The sequence below is a fragment of the Streptomyces sp. NPDC093984 genome (genome assembly GCF_044764595.1).
GTDB lineage: Bacteria > Actinomycetota > Actinomycetes > Streptomycetales > Streptomycetaceae > Streptomyces > Streptomyces cynarae.
Genome location: NZ_JBIWIM010000001.1, coordinates 933,607 through 951,637 on the forward strand (window position 1 = coordinate 933,607; position 18,031 = coordinate 951,637).

General features: G+C 71.4%; 15 protein-coding genes. 5 read left to right on the forward strand and 10 right to left on the reverse strand.

The annotated features are described in order from the left end of the window. Positions 1–4: 4 nt before the first annotated feature. Positions 5–1,135: an ADP-forming succinate--CoA ligase subunit beta gene (gene sucC, locus ACIRC0_RS04210; RefSeq protein ID WP_403610969.1), complete on the reverse strand. Its 1,131-nt coding sequence runs from the start codon at positions 1,133–1,135 to the stop codon at positions 5–7. 177 nt (positions 1,136–1,312) lie between these two features. Between sucC and ACIRC0_RS04215 the strand changes: the two genes are divergently transcribed. The 5 genes from ACIRC0_RS04215 (at position 1,313) to ACIRC0_RS04235 (ending at position 8,221) form a co-directional block, all read left to right on the forward strand. Further along, complete coding sequence (locus tag ACIRC0_RS04215) at positions 1,313–2,995, forward strand: thiamine pyrophosphate-binding protein (RefSeq protein WP_403610972.1); 1,683 nt, start codon at positions 1,313–1,315, stop codon at positions 2,993–2,995. Positions 2,996–3,007: 12 nt separating this feature from the next. Beyond that, complete coding sequence (frc, locus tag ACIRC0_RS04220) at positions 3,008–4,249, forward strand: formyl-CoA transferase (protein WP_403610974.1); 1,242 nt, start codon at positions 3,008–3,010, stop codon at positions 4,247–4,249. Positions 4,250–4,253: 4 nt separating this feature from the next. Further along, on the forward strand, positions 4,254–6,398 hold the full coding sequence (locus tag ACIRC0_RS04225) for an acetate--CoA ligase family protein (RefSeq protein ID WP_403612693.1): 2,145 nt from the start codon (positions 4,254–4,256) through the stop codon (positions 6,396–6,398). 118 nt (positions 6,399–6,516) lie between these two features. After that, entirely contained in the window at positions 6,517–6,813 is a 297-nt protein-coding gene (locus ACIRC0_RS04230) for a hypothetical protein (protein WP_403610977.1), read from the forward strand. Between the two features lies 1 nt (position 6,814). Continuing rightward, on the forward strand, positions 6,815–8,221 hold the full coding sequence (locus ACIRC0_RS04235; protein ID WP_403610980.1) for an OFA family MFS transporter: 1,407 nt from the start codon (positions 6,815–6,817) through the stop codon (positions 8,219–8,221). A gap of 86 nt (positions 8,222–8,307) precedes the next feature. Here ACIRC0_RS04235 and ACIRC0_RS04240 read toward each other — a convergent pair whose 3' ends face one another. The 9 genes from ACIRC0_RS04240 to ACIRC0_RS04280 all read right to left on the reverse strand — a co-directional run bounded on the left by ACIRC0_RS04240 (position 8,308) and on the right by ACIRC0_RS04280 (position 18,025). Beyond that, positions 8,308–9,360 carry a sugar phosphate isomerase/epimerase family protein gene (locus tag ACIRC0_RS04240; RefSeq protein ID WP_403610983.1) on the reverse strand — a complete coding sequence of 351 codons (1,053 nt, stop codon included), beginning with the start codon at positions 9,358–9,360 and terminating at the stop codon, positions 8,308–8,310. A gap of 92 nt (positions 9,361–9,452) precedes the next feature. After that, a complete protein-coding gene (locus ACIRC0_RS04245; RefSeq protein ID WP_403610985.1) occupies positions 9,453–10,847 on the reverse strand; it encodes a nucleotide pyrophosphatase/phosphodiesterase family protein in 1,395 nt (464 codons plus the stop codon). Continuing rightward, the gene (gene eboE, locus ACIRC0_RS04250) at positions 10,844–12,013 is read right to left on the reverse strand and encodes a metabolite traffic protein EboE (RefSeq protein WP_403610987.1); all 1,170 of its coding nucleotides are present in this window, start codon (positions 12,011–12,013) and stop codon (positions 10,844–10,846) included. Before eboE ends, ACIRC0_RS04245 begins: the two co-directional genes overlap by 4 nt. Positions 12,014–12,016: 3 nt before the next feature. Further along, the gene (locus ACIRC0_RS04255; RefSeq protein WP_403610991.1) at positions 12,017–12,865 is read right to left on the reverse strand and encodes a TatD family hydrolase; all 849 of its coding nucleotides are present in this window, start codon (positions 12,863–12,865) and stop codon (positions 12,017–12,019) included. Next, positions 12,865–13,563 carry an EboA domain-containing protein gene (locus tag ACIRC0_RS04260; protein ID WP_403610994.1) on the reverse strand — a complete coding sequence of 233 codons (699 nt, stop codon included), beginning with the start codon at positions 13,561–13,563 and terminating at the stop codon, positions 12,865–12,867. The genes ACIRC0_RS04255 and ACIRC0_RS04260 overlap by 1 nt, the downstream gene beginning before the upstream one ends. Next, on the reverse strand, positions 13,560–14,546 hold the full coding sequence (locus ACIRC0_RS04265; protein ID WP_403610996.1) for a sugar phosphate isomerase/epimerase family protein: 987 nt from the start codon (positions 14,544–14,546) through the stop codon (positions 13,560–13,562). Before ACIRC0_RS04265 ends, ACIRC0_RS04260 begins: the two co-directional genes overlap by 4 nt. Then, positions 14,543–15,460 carry an SCO3242 family prenyltransferase gene (locus ACIRC0_RS04270; protein ID WP_403610999.1) on the reverse strand — a complete coding sequence of 306 codons (918 nt, stop codon included), beginning with the start codon at positions 15,458–15,460 and terminating at the stop codon, positions 14,543–14,545. The genes ACIRC0_RS04265 and ACIRC0_RS04270 overlap by 4 nt, the downstream gene beginning before the upstream one ends. Then, a complete protein-coding gene (locus ACIRC0_RS04275) occupies positions 15,457–16,605 on the reverse strand; it encodes an inositol-3-phosphate synthase (protein ID WP_403611001.1) in 1,149 nt (382 codons plus the stop codon). Before ACIRC0_RS04275 ends, ACIRC0_RS04270 begins: the two co-directional genes overlap by 4 nt. Before the next feature lie 91 nt (positions 16,606–16,696). Then, entirely contained in the window at positions 16,697–18,025 is a 1,329-nt protein-coding gene (locus ACIRC0_RS04280) for a ThuA domain-containing protein (protein WP_403611003.1), read from the reverse strand. Positions 18,026–18,031 lie beyond the last annotated feature (6 nt).

The window sequence follows — 18,031 nt, forward strand, 5'->3', positions numbered from 1 at the left end:
CTCCTCAGGCTGTCCGGGCGAGTTGGGCGGCACGGCGGGCGGCGCCGTCCATGGTGGTGGCCTGCTGCACGAGGGGATGCGCGCGCTCGTCGAGGATCGCGCGGCCCCGAGCCGCGTTGTTGCCGTCGAGGCGCACGACCAGCGGCCTGGTCAGCTTCACGGTGTCCAGGGCCCGCACGATGCCTTCCGCGACCGTGTCGCATGCGGTGATCCCGCCGAAGACGTTGACGAGGACCGATTTGACGGCCGGGTCGGACAGGATGACGGACAGTCCGTCGGCCATGATCCGGGCGGAGGCTCCGCCGCCGATGTCGAGGAAGTTTGCGGGGCGCGCGCCGCAGCCGGCGACCACGTCGAGCGTCGACATGACGAGGCCCGCGCCGTTGCCGATGACGCCGACCTCGCCGTCCAGCTTGACGTAGTTCAGGCCCCGCGCCGCGGCGGCCGCCTCCAGGGGGTCGTGGTGCTCGGCCTCGTCGGAGCCCCAACGCTCCTGGCGGAAGCGGGCGTTGTCATCGAGGGTGACCTTGCCGTCGAGGGCGACGATCCGGCCCTGCCGGGTGCGCACGAGGGGGTTGACCTCGACGAGGAGGGCGTCCTCACGGACGAGCACCTGCCAGAGCCGTACGAGGACGTCGACGCTCTGCTGCGGCAGCCCGGCCGCACGGGCGATCTCGGCCGCCTTCGCGGAGGTGACACCCTCGGCCGGGTCGACGGGCACGCGCGCCACCGCCTCGGGCCTGGTCGCGGCGACCTCCTCGATCTCCATGCCGCCTTCCGCGGAGGCGATGGCGAGGAATCGGCCGGCCGCGCGGTCGAGGACGTAGGAGACGTAGAACTCCGCTTCGACGTCCACGGGTTCGGCCAGCATCACGGTGCCCACCGTGTGTCCCTTGATGTCCATGCCGAGGATCCGGCGTGCCGTCAGTTCCGCCTCTGCGGGATCCGCAGCGAGCCTCACCCCGCCCGCCTTTCCCCGCCCGCCCGTCTTCACCTGCGCCTTGACCACGGCCCGTCCGCCCAGCCTGCGGGCGATCTCGCGCGCCTCCTTGGGCGAGTCCGTGACCTCGGCCCTCGGCACCACGATGCCGTGATCCTCGAAGAGTTGCCTTGCCTGGTGTTCGTACAGGTCCATCCCGGCTCCTGTCTGCTGAGTCGTCTGGAGGCGTCCCCCAGACCCCCGAAAAGTGCCGCACGCCCCCTGGACACCACCCACCGGATGCGGGATAACAAGCTTCATACAGTATTCGTCGACTGTATGCAATGTACCGCGTGAGCCGTTCAACCCCCTACGAAGGGACAGGACTTCGCCATGCCCGACGACACCCAGGACGTCATCTCCGGTGGTCATCTCGTAGCCAAGGCACTGAAGGCCGAGGGCGTCGACCGCATCTACACCCTGTGCGGCGGCCACATCATCGACATCTACGACGGCTGCGTCGACGAGGGCATAGAAGTCGTCGACGTACGCCACGAGCAGGTCGCCGCCCACGCGGCCGACGGCTACGCACGCATCACCGGAAAGCCGGGCTGCGCGGTCGTCACGGCGGGTCCCGGTACGACCGACGCCGTCACCGGTGTCGCCAACGCCTTCCGCGCGGAGTCACCGATGCTGCTGATCGGCGGTCAGGGAGCGCTGACCCAGCACAAGATGGGGTCCCTGCAGGACCTGCCGCACGTCGACATGATGGCGCCCATCACCAAGTTCTCGGCGACCGTCCCGGACACGGCCCGCGCCGCGGACATGGTGTCGATGGCGTTCCGCGAGTGCTACCACGGTGCGCCCGGCCCCTCCTTCCTGGAGATCCCTCGGGACGTCCTCGACGCCAAGGTCCCGCTCGACAAGGCCCGCGTCCCGAAGGCCGGCCGCTACCGCGCCTCGACCCGCTCGGCCGGCGATCCGGAGGCGATCGAGAAACTCGCCGACCTGCTCGTGCACGCCGAGAAGCCGGCGATCCTGCTGGGCAGCCAGGTGTGGACGACCCGCGGCACCGAGGCGGCCGTCGAGCTGGTGCGCACCCTGAACATCCCCGCGTACATGAACGGCGCCGGCCGCGGCACCCTGCCGCCCGGCGACCCGCACCACTTCCAGCTCTCCCGCCGTTACGCCTTCTCCAATGCCGACCTCATCGTGATCGTGGGCACCCCCTTCGACTTCCGCATGGGCTACGGCAAGCGGCTCTCCCCCGACGCGACCGTCGTCCAGATCGACCTCGACTACCGGACCGTCGGCAAGAACCGCGACATCGACCTCGGCATCGTCGGCGACGCGGGACTGGTCCTGAAGTCGGTCACCGAGGCCGCGTCGGGACGCGTCAACGGCGGCGCCGCCCAGCGCAAGGCGTGGCTCGACGAGCTGCGTACCGCCGAGCAGACCGCGATCGAGAAGCGGCTGCCGCACCTGAAGTCGGACGCCTCGCCGATCCATCCGTACCGTCTGGTCAGCGAGATCAACGACTTCCTCACCGAGGAGTCCATCTACATAGGGGACGGCGGCGACATCGTCACCTTCTCCGGTCAGGTCGTCCAGCCCAAGTCGCCCGGGCACTGGATGGACCCGGGCCCGCTCGGCACGCTCGGCGTCGGCATCCCCTTCGTGCTCGCGGCCAAGCAGGCGCGGCCCGACAAGGAGGTCGTCGCCCTCTTCGGCGACGGCGCCTTCTCGCTGACCGGCTGGGACTTCGAGACCCTCGTCCGCTACGACCTCCCCTTCGTCGGCATCGTCGGCAACAACTCCTCGATGAACCAGATCCGTTACGGCCAGGCCGCCAAGTACGGCAAGGACCGCGAGCGGGTCGGCAACACCCTCGGCGACGTGCACTACGACAAGTTCGCCCAGATGCTGGGCGGTTACGGCGAGGAGGTCCGCGACCCCGCCGACATCGGCCCCGCGCTGCGGCGCGCCCGCGAGTCCGGGAAGCCGTCGCTGATCAACGTCTGGGTCGACCCGGACGCGTACGCCCCCGGAACCATGAACCAGACCATGTACAAGTGAGGAGCGCTTGGCATGACACACAGCCCGACCAAGGCTCTCGACGGCATCCGCGTCCTCGACATGACGCACGTCCAGTCCGGGCCCTCCGCGACCCAGTTGCTCGCCTGGCTGGGAGCCGACGTCATCAAGCTGGAGGCGCCGACCGGTGACATCACGCGGGGGCAGCTGCGCGACATCCCGGACGTCGACTCCCTCTACTTCACGATGCTCAACTGCAACAAGCGGAGCATCACCCTCAACACCAAGACCGAACGCGGCAAGGAGATCCTCACCGAGCTGATCCGGCGCTCGGACGTCATGGTCGAGAACTTCGGACCGGGCGCGGTCGACCGGATGGGCTTCACCTGGGACCGCATCCAGGAGATCAATCCGCGGATCGTCTATGCCTCCATCAAGGGGTTCGGCGACGGCCCGTACACCAACTTCAAGGCGTACGAGGTCGTCGCGCAGGCCATGGGCGGGTCGATGTCGACCACGGGATTCGAGGACGGGCCGCCGCTCGCGACGGGGGCCCAGATCGGGGACTCGGGGACGGGTGTGCACGCCGTGGCGGGGATTCTCGCGGCGCTGTTCCAGCGGGAGAAGACCGGGCGTGGGCAGCGGGTCAACGTGGCCATGCAGCACGCTGTACTCAACCTGTGCCGGGTGAAGCTGCGCGATCAGCAACGCCTGGCACACGGGCCGCTCGCTGAATATCCCAACGAGGACTTCGGCACGGAAGTTCCCCGCTCGGGAAACGCGTCCGGCGGCGGCCAGCCCGGCTGGGCGGTCAAGTGCGCGCCGGGCGGCCCGAACGACTACGTGTACGTCATCGTGCAGCCGGTCGGCTGGAAGCCGATCAGCGAACTGATCGGCCGGCCGGAACTCGCGGACGACCCCGAGTGGGCGACGCCTGAGGCCCGGCTGCCGAAGCTGAACAAGATGTTCCAACTGATCGAGGAGTGGTCCTCGACGCTGCCCAAGTGGGAGGTCCTGGAGCGGCTGAACGCCCACAACATCCCGTGCGGGCCCATCCTGTCGACCAAGGAGATCATCGAGGACGAGTCGCTGGCCGCCAACGAGATGGTGGTGCGCGTCCCGCACCCGCAGCGCGGTGAGTTCGTGACCGTGGGCAGTCCGCTGAAGCTGTCCGACTCCCCGGTCGAGGTGAGCAGTTCACCGCTGCTCGGCGAGCACAACGAAGAGGTCTACATCGGCGAGCTGGGCCTCGGGGACGAGGAACTGCGCCTGCTCAAGTCGAACGGAGTGATCTGACGTGATGGCCGAAGACCGGGCACTGAGGGTGCGGTCGCTCCTGGACTCCGTGCGGGCGGAAGGGCGGACCGCGCTCACCGCACCCGAGGGCAAGGTGATCGCCGACGCCTACGGGATCGCCGTACCGGGTGAGGAACTGGCGAGGGACGTCGACGAGGCGGTGGCGTACGCGGCGCGCTTCGGCGGGCCCGTCGTGATGAAGATCGTCTCGCCGGACATCCTGCACAAGACCGACGCCGGCGGTGTGGTCGTCGGCGTGGAGGGCGCGGCGGACGTACGCGCCGCGTTCCACCGGATCGTCGAGAACGCCCGTGCGTACGCCCCGGACGCCCGCATCGAGGGCGTGCAGGTGCAGGAACTGCTCCCCGAGGGGCAGGAGGTGATCGTCGGGGCGGTCACCGATCCGACGTTCGGGAAGGTCGTGGCCTTCGGGCTCGGCGGGGTGCTCGTCGAGGTCCTCAAGGACGTCACGTTCCGGCTGGCGCCCGTGGACGCCGACGAGGCGCTGTCCATGCTGGACTCGATCCGCTCGGCGGAGATCCTGCGCGGGGTGCGCGGCCGGGCGGGCGTGGACCGGTGGGCGATCGCCGAGCAGATCCGCAGGGTCTCCCGGCTCGTCGCGGACTTCCCGGAGATCGCCGAGGTGGACCTCAACCCGGTGATCGCCACTCCGGACGGCGCGGTCGCCGCGGACATCCGCGTGATCCTGTCCGACGCGCCGGTGAGGGAGCGCAGGCGTTACACCCGCGAGGAGATCCTCACCTCCATGCGCCGGTTGATGCAGCCGTCCTCCGTCGCGGTGATCGGCGCCTCGAACGAGCAGGGCAAGATCGGCAACTCGGTGATGCGCAACCTCATCGACGGCGGCTTCTCCGGAGAGATCCACCCGGTGAACCCCAAGGCCGATGACATCTTGGGCCGCAAGGCGTACAAGAGTGTCACCGACGTTCCCGGTGAGGTGGATGTGGCGGTCTTCGCGATCCCCGCCAAGTTCGTGGCCTCGGCCCTGGAGGAGGTGGGACGCAAGAGGATCCCCAACGCCGTGCTGATCCCCTCCGGGTTCGCGGAGACCGGTGAGCACGCGCTCCAGGAGGAGATCGTGGCGATCGCCGAGCGGTACGGCATCCGGCTGCTCGGACCGAACATCTACGGCTACTACTCGACGTGGCAGGACCTGTGCGCCACGTTCTGCACGCCGTACGACGTCAAGGGCGGCGTAGCGCTGACCTCGCAGTCCGGTGGCATCGGGATGGCCATCCTGGGCTTCGCCCGCACCACCAAGACAGGGGTGTCCGCGATCGTGGGCCTCGGCAACAAGTCGGACCTCGACGAGGACGACCTGCTGACCTGGTTCGGTGAGGACCCGCACACCGAGTGCATCGCGATGCACCTGGAGGACCTCAAGGACGGGCGCGCCTTCGTGGAGGCGGCGCGGGCGACCGTCCCGAAGAAGCCGGTCGTGGTCCTGAAGGCGGGGCGCACGGCGGCGGGCGCCAGGGCCGCCGGCTCGCACACCGGGGCGCTGGCGGGCGACGACGCCGTGTACGACGACATCCTGCGGCAGGCCGGTGTCATCCGGGCGCCCGGGCTGAACGACATGCTGGAGTACGCGCGCGCGTTGCCGGTGCTGCCCACCCCCAAGGGCGACAACGTCGTGATCATCACGGGCGCCGGCGGCAGCGGCGTCCTGCTGTCCGACGCGGTCACTGAGAACGGTCTGTCCCTGATGGAGATCCCGCCGGACCTGGACGCGGCCTTCAGGAAGTTCATCCCGCCCTTCGGTGCGGCGGGCAACCCGGTGGACATCACCGGCGGTGAGCCGCCGTCGACGTACGAGGCGACGATCCGGCTGGGGCTCGAGGACCCGCGGATCCACGCGCTCGTGCTGGGCTACTGGCACACCATCGTGACCCCTCCGATGGTGTTCGCCGAGCTCACCGCGCGCGTGGTGGCCGAATTCAGGGAGCGCGGCATCGAGAAGCCGGTGGTGGCGTCGCTCGCCGGTGACGTCGAGGTCGAGGAGGCCTGCCAGTACCTGTTCGAGCGCGGGGTCGTGGCGTACCCGTACACGACCGAGAAGCCGGTGGCCGTGCTCGGCGCGAAGTACCGGTGGGCGCGGGCGGCCGGGATGTTGGGGGGCGGTTCATGAGGTGAGTGAACGGCGGGGCGGCCGACGGTGCGCGTCGGCCGCTCCGGGACCCGTGCGCGCACGAAAGGCATTGGACAGGGGGCGCTGGCCAGAACTTTCGACGCAAGGGGTGCACCGAATGACATCCACCCAACACCCGACGTCCGTCGCCTGCAGGGAGGCGACGGACACCAACGGCCGCGTGGACCGGATCGGCGTGTCGGACGCCGACCTTCCGGAGCGGCAGGACTCTCCGGCGACCCGGCGATTCTTCGGAATCGCCCTCAAGGCGCTGTTCCGCACACACCGCTGCGGGCGCCGCGAAGGGCGGGGCACCGCCACCGCGGTACCGGCCCGCTTCCTGAAGACACCGGGCAGGCCCAGCGTCCGGCGCATCGTCCCCAACCCGCACCCGCTCGGCGAGGAGATGGCGTGACATGACGGCAGACCCCATGGCAACGAACAGTTCGTCGGCCGGATCCGGCGCCGCGCACCACCCCTTCCGGGAGGTGACCGATGCGCATGGCCGGGTCTACCGTGTCGGCGAGACGGACCGAGACATACTCGGTCATTCGCGCAAGCTCATGGTGTACCTCCCGTGGATCTCCATGATGGCCATCAGCGTCTCCGAGTACGCGTACGGCTCCGCGGAGGACACCCTTTCCACAGCCCACGGCTGGACGCAGAGCAACACTTTCTGGATCCTCAGCATCTGGGTCTTCTTCCAGGCGGGCATCGCCTTTCCGGCCGGCTGGTTGCGCGAACGGGGCATCCTCACCGCCCGCAGGGCCATGTACATCGGCGCAGCGATGTGCCTCCTCGGCTTCCTGGCACTGTCGCACCTGCACAACGTGCTGCTGGCCATCCTCGGCTTCGGCGTCGTCGGCGGCATCGGCTCCGGGCTGATCTACGCCACCTGCATCAACATGGTCGGCAAGTGGTTCCCTGAGCGGCGTGGCGCGAAGACGGGCTTCGTCAACGGAGGCTTCGCCTACGGCTCGCTGCCGTTCATCTTCATCTTCAACTACGCCTTCGACACCGGCAACTACAACGAGGTGCTCGACCTCATCGGCGTCTACGTGCTGATCGTGGTCGCCTGCTGTGCCTGGTTCTTCCAGGACCCGCCGAAGAACTGGTGGCCGGCCGACATCGACCCGCTGTCGCACTCCGGGAACACCAGGAGCGCCACGAGCCTCGCCAAGAACCCTCCGGCAGTGCGCCAGTACACGCCCAAGGAGGCCATCAGGACCGGGATGCTGCCGCTGATGTGGCTGACCGTCGTGATGACCGCCGGAGTCTCGATCTTCGGGATCTCCTTCCAGGTCGACTTCGCCAAGGAGATCGGCTTCGGGCCGCTGGTCGCGGCGTCGTCGATGGGCGTCATGGCCGTCATCAACGGCGTCGGCCGCGCGGTGGTGGGCTGGCTGTCCGACGTGTGGGGCCGCAAGACGTCTTTGGTGTTCGTCATCGTGGTGCTCGGTCTCGCCCAGTTCGGGGTCATCTGGGCCGGTGACATGAAGAACGAGTGGCTGTTCCTGTTCTTCGCCTTCCTCTCCGGCTTCGGCGGCGGCGCGTTCTACCCCATGTTCGCCGCCCTGACGCCGGACTACTTCGGCGAGAACTACAACGCCACCAACTACGGGCTCGTCTACAGCGGCAAGTTGGTCAGCGGCCTGTTCGGCGGCGGTCTCGGTTCCATGGTGGTGGGTGCCTGGGGCTACAACGGCGCCTACGCGCTGGCCGGTGGCGTCTCCATGGTCGCGGCGGCACTGGCGTTGTTGCTGCGGCAGCCCGGGCGCGGCAACAGGGGTGCGCCGGAGTCGACTGCGCAGACGGCGGGCTGACGGCACCGCTCGCGTGAGGAGGCCCTCCCCGGCTCGGCGGGGAGGGCCTCCTCACGTGTGGAGCGGCCGGCCGTCGTACGGGGCTGTCAGCACCTCTCCTTCAGGGAGTGCAGGTACGCGCTGGAGCGGCGGGCGAAGGTGAAGGACTCGGTCGGGTTGTCGTGCTCGGTCTGCCAGTGGTGCGCGAGGCGCTCGCCGCGCAGCCGGGTCACCGCCGAGATGAACCGCTGGTAGTCGATGTCGCCGTCACCGACGTCGACCATGCGGTAGCCGAACTGGTTCGACGGGTCGCTCACGCCGTCCTTGACGTGGAAGAGCGGATAGCGGTGGGGCTGCTTCAGTACGTAGTCCAGCGGCTCGAAGGGGGCGGGAGTGCCGTCGGGGCGCTTCGAGAAGCGGAACTGGCCCGCGTACGCCCAGAAGATGTCCATCTCCAGGTGGACGAGATCGGGGTCGGTCTCGGCGAGCAGGACGTCGTAGAGCCGGACCTTGGGGTTGTCGCTCGCGAAGCCGAACTCGTCCGAGTGGTTGTGCTGGTAGAACTTCATACCGCGCGCCCTGGCCGCCGCGCCGTAGGTGTTGAACTCCTCGGCGGCGCGCTTCCAGGCGTCGACGGTCGAGCCGTAGCGGAACGGGCCCGAGGCGGTACCGATGTGCTTGAGCCCCAGGGCCTCGGCGTCGTCGAGGACCTTGGTGAGGTTCTGCGCGAAGGTGTACGCGTTCGGGTCGCTGGAGTAGTAGCCGACGTGGCTGCCGATCGGGGTCAGCCCGTGGTCCTTCGCCAGCCGCTTCAGCTGGGCGAGGGTGATCGGGCCCGCCGAGCCCTGGGTGTAGCCGGCGAACTCGACCTCGTCGTAGCCGTACCTCTCCAGTTCGGCGAAGACGGGCGCGAAGCCGAGCGTGGCGACCTTGTCGCGCAGGCTGTAGAGCTGGATGCCGAGCCGGCCGGGCGGCAGGACGGGGCGGCCCCGGCCCGCGTCACCGGTCGCCGTGTCGGTCGCGGTCCCGGTGGCCGCGGTGGCGGGGGACGAGACGGCGCCCAGCAGCGCGGCGGCGGTGGCGCCGGCGGCCACGCCGAGCATGCCTCGTCTGGTGAGGCGGTGGGTGAGTTCGGGGTCGGTCTGCGGGATGCGGCTCATGCCTGGAACTCCTCGGTGTCTTGGGGCGTTGTCAGTGGTGAGTGCTTCACTTGTGACCAGTCGGAATCCGACGGGCCGGTGGGACCGGTACGTCAGGCGAGATGGGCGAGTTGGAGCAGGAGTGACTTCACATCGGTGGCCGCGACGCGGTCACCGACGGCACGGGGGGTGGAGCAGATGAGGAGCGGACCGTCGTCGTCGCTCGCGGGAAGGCGGCCGTGGCTGCCGCGAATAGGTGACGGGTCGAGGGGCACGACCGCCATGCGGTAGCGCATGCCGAGTTTCTTGCGCGCCAGGGCCGTGGCCGCTCTGACCTTGACGTAGGGGTCGAGGGGGTCCATGAAGAGTTCGGCCGGGTCGTAGCCGGGTTTGCGGTGGATGTCGACGAGCCGCGCGAAGTCGGGCGCGCGGGCGTCGTCGAGCCAGTAGTAGTACGTGAACCAGGCGTCCGGCTCCGCGACGGCGACGAGTTCGCCGGAGCGTGGGTGGTCGAGGTGATGGGTCTTCTTGCCCTCGTCGTCCAGGAGTTGCTCGATGCCGGGCAGGCCGGTGAGGGCGGCCCGGGTGGCGTCGAGGTCCTCGGGGCGGCGCACGTAGACGTGGGCGATCTGGTGGTCGGCGACCGCGAAGGCTCGTGAGGCCGTCGGGTCGAGGTACTCCATGCCGTCCTGCGTGTGCACCTCCAGCAGTCCGGCATGGCGCAGGGCGCGGTTGATGTCGACGGGGCGGTTCACGCGGGTGATGCCGTACTCGGACAGCGCCACGACGGTACGGCCCTCGGCGCGGGCGTCGTCCAACAGGGGTGCCAGCGCGGCGTCCAGGTCGGCGGCTGCCTTCGCCGAGCGCGGGTCGTCGGGGCCGAAGCGCTGCAGGTCGTAGTCGAGGTGCGGGAGGTAGCAGAGCGTCAGGTCGGGGTGCCGGGTGCGCAGGATGTGGCGGGTCGCGTCGATGATCCACTGGCTGGACACCAGGTCGGCGCCCGGTCCCCAGAAGTGGAAGAGGGGGAACGTGCCGAGTTTCGCGGTGAGTTCGTCGTGCAGGGCCGGGGGCCTGGTGTAGCAGTCGGGTTCCTTGCGGCCGTCGGCATAGTAGACGGGACGAGGGGTGATGGTGATGTCGGTGTCGGCGCCCATGGCGTACCACCAGCAGATATTGGCGACCGTGTAGCCGGGGTGGGCGCGGCGGGCGGCGTCCCACAGCTTGTCGCCGGAGACGAGGCCGTTGTGCTGTCGCCACAGCAGGACGTCGCCGAGTTCGCGGAAGTACCAGCCGTTGCCGACGATGCCGTGCTCGGACGGCAGGGTGCCGGTCAGGAAGGTGGACTGGGCGGCGCAGGTGACGGCGGGCAGGACGGTGCCGAGCGGTGCGCGGGAGCCGGACCGGGCGAGCGCCTGGAGGCGGGGCATGTGGTCGAGGAGACGGGGGGTGAGGCCGACGACGTCCAGGACGAGGAGTGGGGTGGGGCCGTTGCCGGTCGGGGTGCTCATGGCAGCTCCTTCAGGCCGAGGTCCGTCAACAGGCCGCGGGCCAGGGCGAGTTCGGCGGCGATGCCGTCGGCGAGCTGGGCGCGGGCGCGGGGCCGCAGCTCGGGCGGGAGGGCCTGCCAGGTGTAGGTCTCGACCTCGAGGTGGCGGGTGAGCGGGTGCGGGCCGCCGACGAGCCGGGCCAGGGCGGCACGGAGGACGGGGAGTGTGGAGGTGAGGGGCGCGGCGGGGGTCGCGTGCAGCGGGACGTGGAAGTGGGCGCGCCAGGGCGCGGCGTCGGGAAGGGTGTCGCCTTTCAGCGCCTGCGGGAGGTCGTCGGTGCCGCGCAGGCCGGCGGCGGTGAGGGTGCGGGTCTGGTGCAGGAAGCGGGGTTCGGCGAAGGCGGCGAGCGCCTCGCGGACCTCCGGCAGATGGGGGTGTTCGGCGTGCAGTGCGGATGAGAGCTGCGATTTGACGACGGGGACGCGGGCTCGGGTGAGCGCGTCCAGAGCGGTGTGCGGGTCTTCGAAGGAGGTGGCGAGGTGGCAGGTGTCGACGCAGATGCCGATGCGGTCGTGGGCGATCGCGGTCAGGGGGGCGATGGCGTCGCGTGTGGTCTCGACGGTGCAGCCGGGTTCCGGCTCCAGGCCGACGCGGATGGAGCGGCCGGTCAGCTCCGCGAGGGCGTCGAGGCGTGCGGCGAGGGTGCGAAGGGCGGTGCGGGCCCTCTCGGCGCGCTCGGCGTCATGGGCGGTGCGCCAGGCGAGGGGCAGGGTGGAGATGCTGCCCTCGGTGACGTCGTCGGGGAGCAGGACGGCGAGGACGCGGGCCAGGGCGGTGGTGTGGTCGAGGCGTTCCGGGTCGGCCCAGTCCGGCTTGTAGACGCGGTGCTTGACCTCCTCGGCGCCGAAGCCTTCATACGGGAAGCCGTTGAGGGTGACGACCTCGAGGCCACGGCGGTCGAGTTCGGTGCGCAGGCCGCGCAGCGCGGACGGGTCGGTGACGAGGGTGCTGGCGGCGTCCCCCGCGAGCCACAGGCCGATGCCGAGGCGGTCACGGCCGAGGCGGCGGCGCACGGGCTCGCAGTGATCGCGGAGCTGGGCGAGGACGCCGTCGAGGGTTTCGGCCGGGTGGACGTTGGTGCAGTAGGCGAGGTGGACGGTGGAGCCGTCGGGGTGCCGGAAACGCATCGCTCACTCCCCGCCGCGCAGCACGGAGTTGCCCTCGTGGGTGGGCGCGGTGGCGGCCACGTCGAGGGTGAGGCGGCCGCTGAGCCCGTAGAAGGCGACGGGGTTGCGCCACAGCACCAGGTCCACGTCGTCCTCGGTGAACCCCTCGGCGAGCATCGCGTGGGCGACCTTGCGGGTCTTCAGGGGGTCGCTTCTGCCCCAGTCGGCTGCGGAGTTCACCAGGACCCGCTCGGGCCCGTACGCGCGCAGGATCGCGACCATCCGCAGCTCGTCCATCTTGGTGTCGGGATAGACGGAGAACCCCAGCCAGCAGCCTCCGGCCTTGGCCTCCTTGACGGTCGTCTCGTTGAGGTGGTCGACCAGGACCCGGTCCGGGGGGAGTGCGGACTCCCGGACCACGTCGAGGGTGCGGCGCAGACCGGCGAGCTTGTCACGGTGCGGGGTGTGCACCAGCGCCGGCAGTTCGTGGTCGGCGGCGAGCTGGAGCTGGGCGGCGAGCGCGGTGTCCTCGGCGGGGGTCATGGAGTCGTAGCCGATCTCCCCGACGGCGACGACCTGGTCCTTGACGAGATACCGGGGCAGTTCGTCGAGGACGGGGAGGCAGCGGGGGGCGTTCGCCTCCTTGGGGTTGAGGGCGAGGGTGCAGTGGTGGGCGATGCCGTACTGGGCGGCGCGGAAGGGCTCCCAGCCGAGGAGGGAGTCGAAGTAGTCCAGGAAGGAGGCGGGAGAGGTGCGGGGCTGGCCGAGCCAGAAGGAGGGTTCGACGACGGCGCGGACGCCCGCGGCATACATAGCCTCGTAGTCGTCGGTGGTCCTGGACGTCATGTGGATGTGGGGGTCGAAGATGCGCATCAGGACTCCTTGCCGTGGGGGGCGTTCGTGGAGTGAGGCGCGGGCGCCGGTTCGGTGAGGGCCAGCACCCGGTACAGGTCGTCCGGTACGGGACGGCCCGCGGCGGTGCGTTCCGCGGCGTAGTCGCCGAGCATGCGGGCCAGTTCCGTGTCGCCGCGGGCGCGCCCGGGCAGGTCGGCCACGCTGTCCACGCCGACCCCGGTGAACAGGCACTTCAGGACCGCCTGCCGCCACAGGTGGGGGCTGAGGTGCCGGGCGGCGTAGGGGCCGACGGCGGCGGCGAGGAGCCGGGTGTCGTTGGTGCGCAGCGCGTCCTCGACGAGCGGCAGTCCTTCCGGGCCCGGCAGGAGGTGGGGCAGGGCGTGGAGGACGGCGCGGCGCTCGTCGGCGGTGCCCTGGTGGTAGACGCGGGTGAGCCCGTCCGCGTCGGGGCGCGCCGCGTCCAGGATGAGGACGCGGGCGGCGTCGGCGTGGGCGGTGCCGCACCGGCGGCCGGCCTCGGCGAGGCGCAACTCCCACACGGAGATGGGCCCGTGGCTGCCGGGCTGGGCGGCTGCCTCCCCCAGGGCCTGGTCGAGCCAGGCGCGGGCGGCCGCGGGGAGGTGGGCGTCGAGGCGGGCGCGCAGCTCGGCCGGTGGGGTGAGGGCGAGGCCGGTGGCGATGGTGGGGGTGGGCTGCGTGGCGTGCGGGTGGCTCATGCGGTGCTCCCTTCGGGGATGGCGGAGGGCTCGCCGGCAGGTGGTGCGGGGGGTGGCGGGGCGTCCGGTGGGAGCCGCCGCCCGGTGGAGGCGGCCGCCGCGGTGCGGAGGAAAGGGAGGGAGACTGCGGCGAAGTGGGGTCCTGCGTGGGAATGACGGGGCAGTTCGACGACGGTCAGCCCCTGATAGGCGGTGGCGGACAGGGCACCCAGGACGGCCGGGACGTCCAGGTCGCCCTCTCCGAAGGGCAGGTGTTCGTGGACGCCGCGGCGCATGTCCTCGATCTGGACGTGGCGCAGCCAGGGCGCGGCGGCGCGTACGCAGTCGGCGGCAGAGAGGGGTTCGAGGCACAGGCAGTGGCCGAGGTCGAGGGTCAGGCCGAGGTGTTCGGGGTCGCCGAGCGTGTGGCGCAGGCGGTGGAAGTCGGCGAGGGTGGCGAGGAGGTGTCCGGGTTCTGGTTCGACGGCGAGAGGGACATCGGCGGCGGTGGCGGCCTCCAGGACGGGGGTGAGGGCGGTGGCCAGCCGTGTCCACGCCGTGTCGTCGTCGGTTCCGGCGGGGGTGACGCCGCTGAAGCAGTGCACGGCGTGCGCGCCGAGGTCGGCCGCGACGCCGACGGCCCGGGTCAGCAGGTCGATGCGGCGGGCGCGGTCGTCCGGGTCCTGGTCCAGGAGGGAGGGGCCGTGTTTGCGGCGCGGGTCGAGCACATAGCGGGCGCCCGTCTCGACGGTGACCTCCAGGCCGAGCGCGTCCAGCCGGTGGGCGACCCGGCGGGTGCGGGCGGCGAGGTCGGGGGCGAGCGGGTCGAGGTGCATGTGGTCGAGGGTCAGTCCGACACCGTCGTAGCCGAGGTCGGCGAGCAGGGCGAGGGCGTCGTCGAGGCGGAGGTCGGCGAGGCCGTTGGTGCCGTAGCCGAAGCGGAGCGGCGTGCCGCCGGGGGCCGGGGCGGACGCCGGGGTGCTCTCGGAGGGCGGCGCGCTCATGTGACGCTCACCTTCCTCGCGAACCTGGCCGCCGACGGGGCCAGGGCCGCGGTCAGCAGCGCCGTGACCGGGGCGCCGGAGCGGGCGGACAGCGCGGCCTGGAGTGGGATCGTGGCGCGGATGCCACCGCCGACGGCGCGTTGGGTGAGCGGCGGTGACGGGTTGAGGGCGGCGTGGAGGTAGGGGCGGGCGGCGGTCGCCGCGTAGACGGCCGCGAGGGCGCCGCGCAGGGTGTCGGCTGCGGTGCGGGAGTGGGCCGGGCGCGCGGCGGTGGCCGGCCGGGCGCGCCTTCGGGTCAGCGTTCGGGCCAGCACCCCGGTCGTGCCCAGCGCGGCCAGAGCGGGCACGGGCGAGCCGCCGCGGGTTTCGTGGCGGGACACGGTGGTGAGTGCCAGGGTGTGGCCGGCGAGGAGGGCGGCCGGGCGCAGGGCCGGGCGGATGCCGCCCGTGGCGGCCGCGGCGCCCAGGAGCAGGTCCAGGCCGCGGGCCGCCGCCATCGCGGCCGGGCCCGCCGGGGTGCGTTTCAGGGCCAGGTCGTACGCCCAGACGGTCGCCGCCAAGGGGGCCGCCACGGTGAGTGCGGGGCGGCCGGAGCGGGCGGCGAGGGCGAGGCCGGCCGTCGTGAGGGCGCAGGCCGCCGTGAGAGCCGCGGTGGGCCGGATACGGCCGGAGGGCAGGGGGCGGTGCGGGCGTTCCAGGGCGTCCTCTGCGCGGTCGGCCCAGTCGTTGAGGGCCATGCCCGCCTCGTAGAGGCACAGGGAGGAGCCGACGGCCAGCAGTGTGCGGCGGCCGGGGCGGGCCCCGACGGCGGCCGCGCCGGCCAGCGCGTCGCCGGGGACGGTGAACAGCGCGGGCAGGCGCAGCAGTTCGGCCCAGGCACGAGGGCCTCCGCGGTCCCCGGCGCTCCCGCTCATCGGGCCTCCCCCGCCCGCTGCCCGGCCGGCGCCCGCCGCAGTAGCCGCGCGAAGCCCGTCAGTGCCGCGTACTGCTCCCCCAGCGCCGACGGTCCGTCCCCGACCGGGTCCTTGAAGTAGAAGCCCAGGTCGGTGAGCGGACCGGAGAGGCCGCTTTCGTGGGCGCGCAGTGTCAGCCGGGCCAGGTCCAGGACCAGCGGGGCGGCCAGTGCGGAGTCGCAGCCTTGCCAGATGGTCTGCAGCACCATGCGTGCGCCGAGGAAGCCGTCGAAGGCGACGTGGTCCCAGGCGGTCTTCCAGTCGCCGAGGGCGGGCACGTCGTCGATGTGGACCTCACCCTCGACCCCCGCGCCGAGGGTGTCGGCGAGGACCCGCTCCTTGCCGGCGTTCTTCGCGGCTGCCGCGGCCGGGTCGGCCAGGGACGCGCCGTCGCCGCCTCCGAGCAGGTTGGTCCCGGACCAGGCCCGCACCGTCAGGGCACGCTGCGCGAACATCGGGCCCAGCACCGACCGCAGCAGCGTCTGTCCCGTCTTGCCGTCCCGGCCCGCGTAGGGCAGACCGCTCGCCGCGGCCGTCGGCGCCAGCGCCGGGTGGTGCAGGCCCGTGGACGGGGTGAAGTTCACGTACGGGCAGCCCGCGCGCAGGGCAGCCGCCGCGTACAGCGAGCTGGGCGGCAGACGGTCGCCGGTGGCCGCAGGCTCGGTGGACGCCACGTTCACCACCACCGCCCGTGCGAGCCCCCGGCGTCGTACGAAGTCCTGTATGTCGGCGGCGAAGGCGCCGATCAGCTGTTCCTCGTCCCGGGTGTCCCCGGGCAGGGGGCCGCCCGGCCTGATCTCCCGGTCGGCGGCGGCGAGTTCGGCCGCGACGGCGGAGGGCAGACCGGGTGGCAGTACGCCGCCCGCGGCGAGGGCCTCCGCGCGTTTGGGCAGGGGGCAGTCCACCGTGTCGTGGCCGCCGAAGACGAGGGACGACAGGGCCGGAAGGCCGCTGTCCGCGAAGACGGGGGTCTCGGTGACCATGCCCGTGGGCGAGTGCAGGCCCGCGGTCACGGCGGCGCAGCCCGCGACGACGGTGGTGGCGACGGAACCGCGGGCGCCGATCAGCCACACCCCGAGACGGGCTCGGGCAGGGGATGCGGACATGGGCAGGCAGCCTCCTTGTCGTGCGGGAACCTCAACGGGGACGGGAGGGAAAGCGGCGGGCGGGAGTCCGGCGTCCCCCGCCCGCCGCCGCTCACTTGCCCTTGGCGGGCAGTTCCTTGATCCGGATGTCGCGGAAGGACACCTGGTCATCGGCGCCGTGGTTCTGGATGCCGATGTGTCCGTCGGTGAGACTCCGGGCCGGATCGGTGTTGGTGAAATCGTTGATCTTCACGCCGTTGAGCCAGACGCGCAGGCGTTCGCCCTCCACGCGGATCTCGTACGTGTTCCACTCCCCCGGCGGGTTCAGCGCGCGGTCGCGCTTCTTCAGGTCGGCGGACTGGAAGCCGTAGACGGACCCGGTGGTCTTCTCGGGCACGTCCGTGGCGTCGATCTGGATCTCGTAGCCGTTGTTCACGGCCGACCACGGGTCGTCCGAGGGCGGGAAGCCCACGAACACACCGGAGTTGTCGTCGCCGGCCGTCTTCCAGTCGAGCTTCAGCGAGTACGAGGAGAAGCCCGACGCGGCGTACCAGAGCAGGCCCATGCCGCCCTGCGACGTCAGGGTGCCTTCGGCGTCCAGGGTGAAGGAGCCCGGGCCCGCCTGTCTCCAGCCCTCCAGCGAGGTGCCGTCGAAGAGCGGACGGTAGCCGTTCTCCGGGCGGCAGTCCGCCTGGGCGTCGCCGACGGCCCACCGGATGCCGCCCAGCAGGTGCCGGCGGAAGGCGGGGTCGACGTAGGACTCCCTGGTGTGGCCGCCACCGGTGTAGAAGGCGCGGCCGCCCTGGTAGTTCTGGCACCAGGCGATCGGGTGGTCGCCGTTCATGGTGCCGCCGGTGTACGAGGACTCGTCGAGCGAGGCGAGGACGTGGGCCCTGTCCCTGGGGTTGGAGCGGTAGTTGTACCACTCGTCGGTGCGTTGCCAGGTCCGGCCGAGCTCCGAGGTGGCCGGGTGGGCGCGGTCCTCGACGTTCACCGTGGCCGGCTGGATCGCCGGGTGCGACTGGAAGTAGGCGCCGGCGAGGCCGCCGTAGAACGCCCAGTCGTACTCGGTGTCGGCGGCCGCGTGGATGCCCACATAGCCGCCGCCGCGCCGGATGTAGTCCTCGAAGGCGCTCTGCTGCGCCGAGTCGAGCACGTCCCCCGTCGTGGACAGGAACACGACGGCGTCGTACCGCCGCAGGTTCGACGGGGTGAAGGCGCCCGCGTCCTCCGTCGCGTCGACCGTGAAGCCGCCCGTCTCGCCGAGCTGCCTCACCGCCGCGATGCCGTCCGGGATCGAGTCGTGCCGGAAGCCGGCCGTCTTGGAGAAGACCAGCACCCGTGTGCCGTCCGCGGAGTGCGGGGCCGCGGGCTGGGTGAGACCGCCGAGGAGCAGGGCGGCGCCCACCGCGGCCGTCGTCAGTCGTCCGGTCGTGTGCATGCCGTC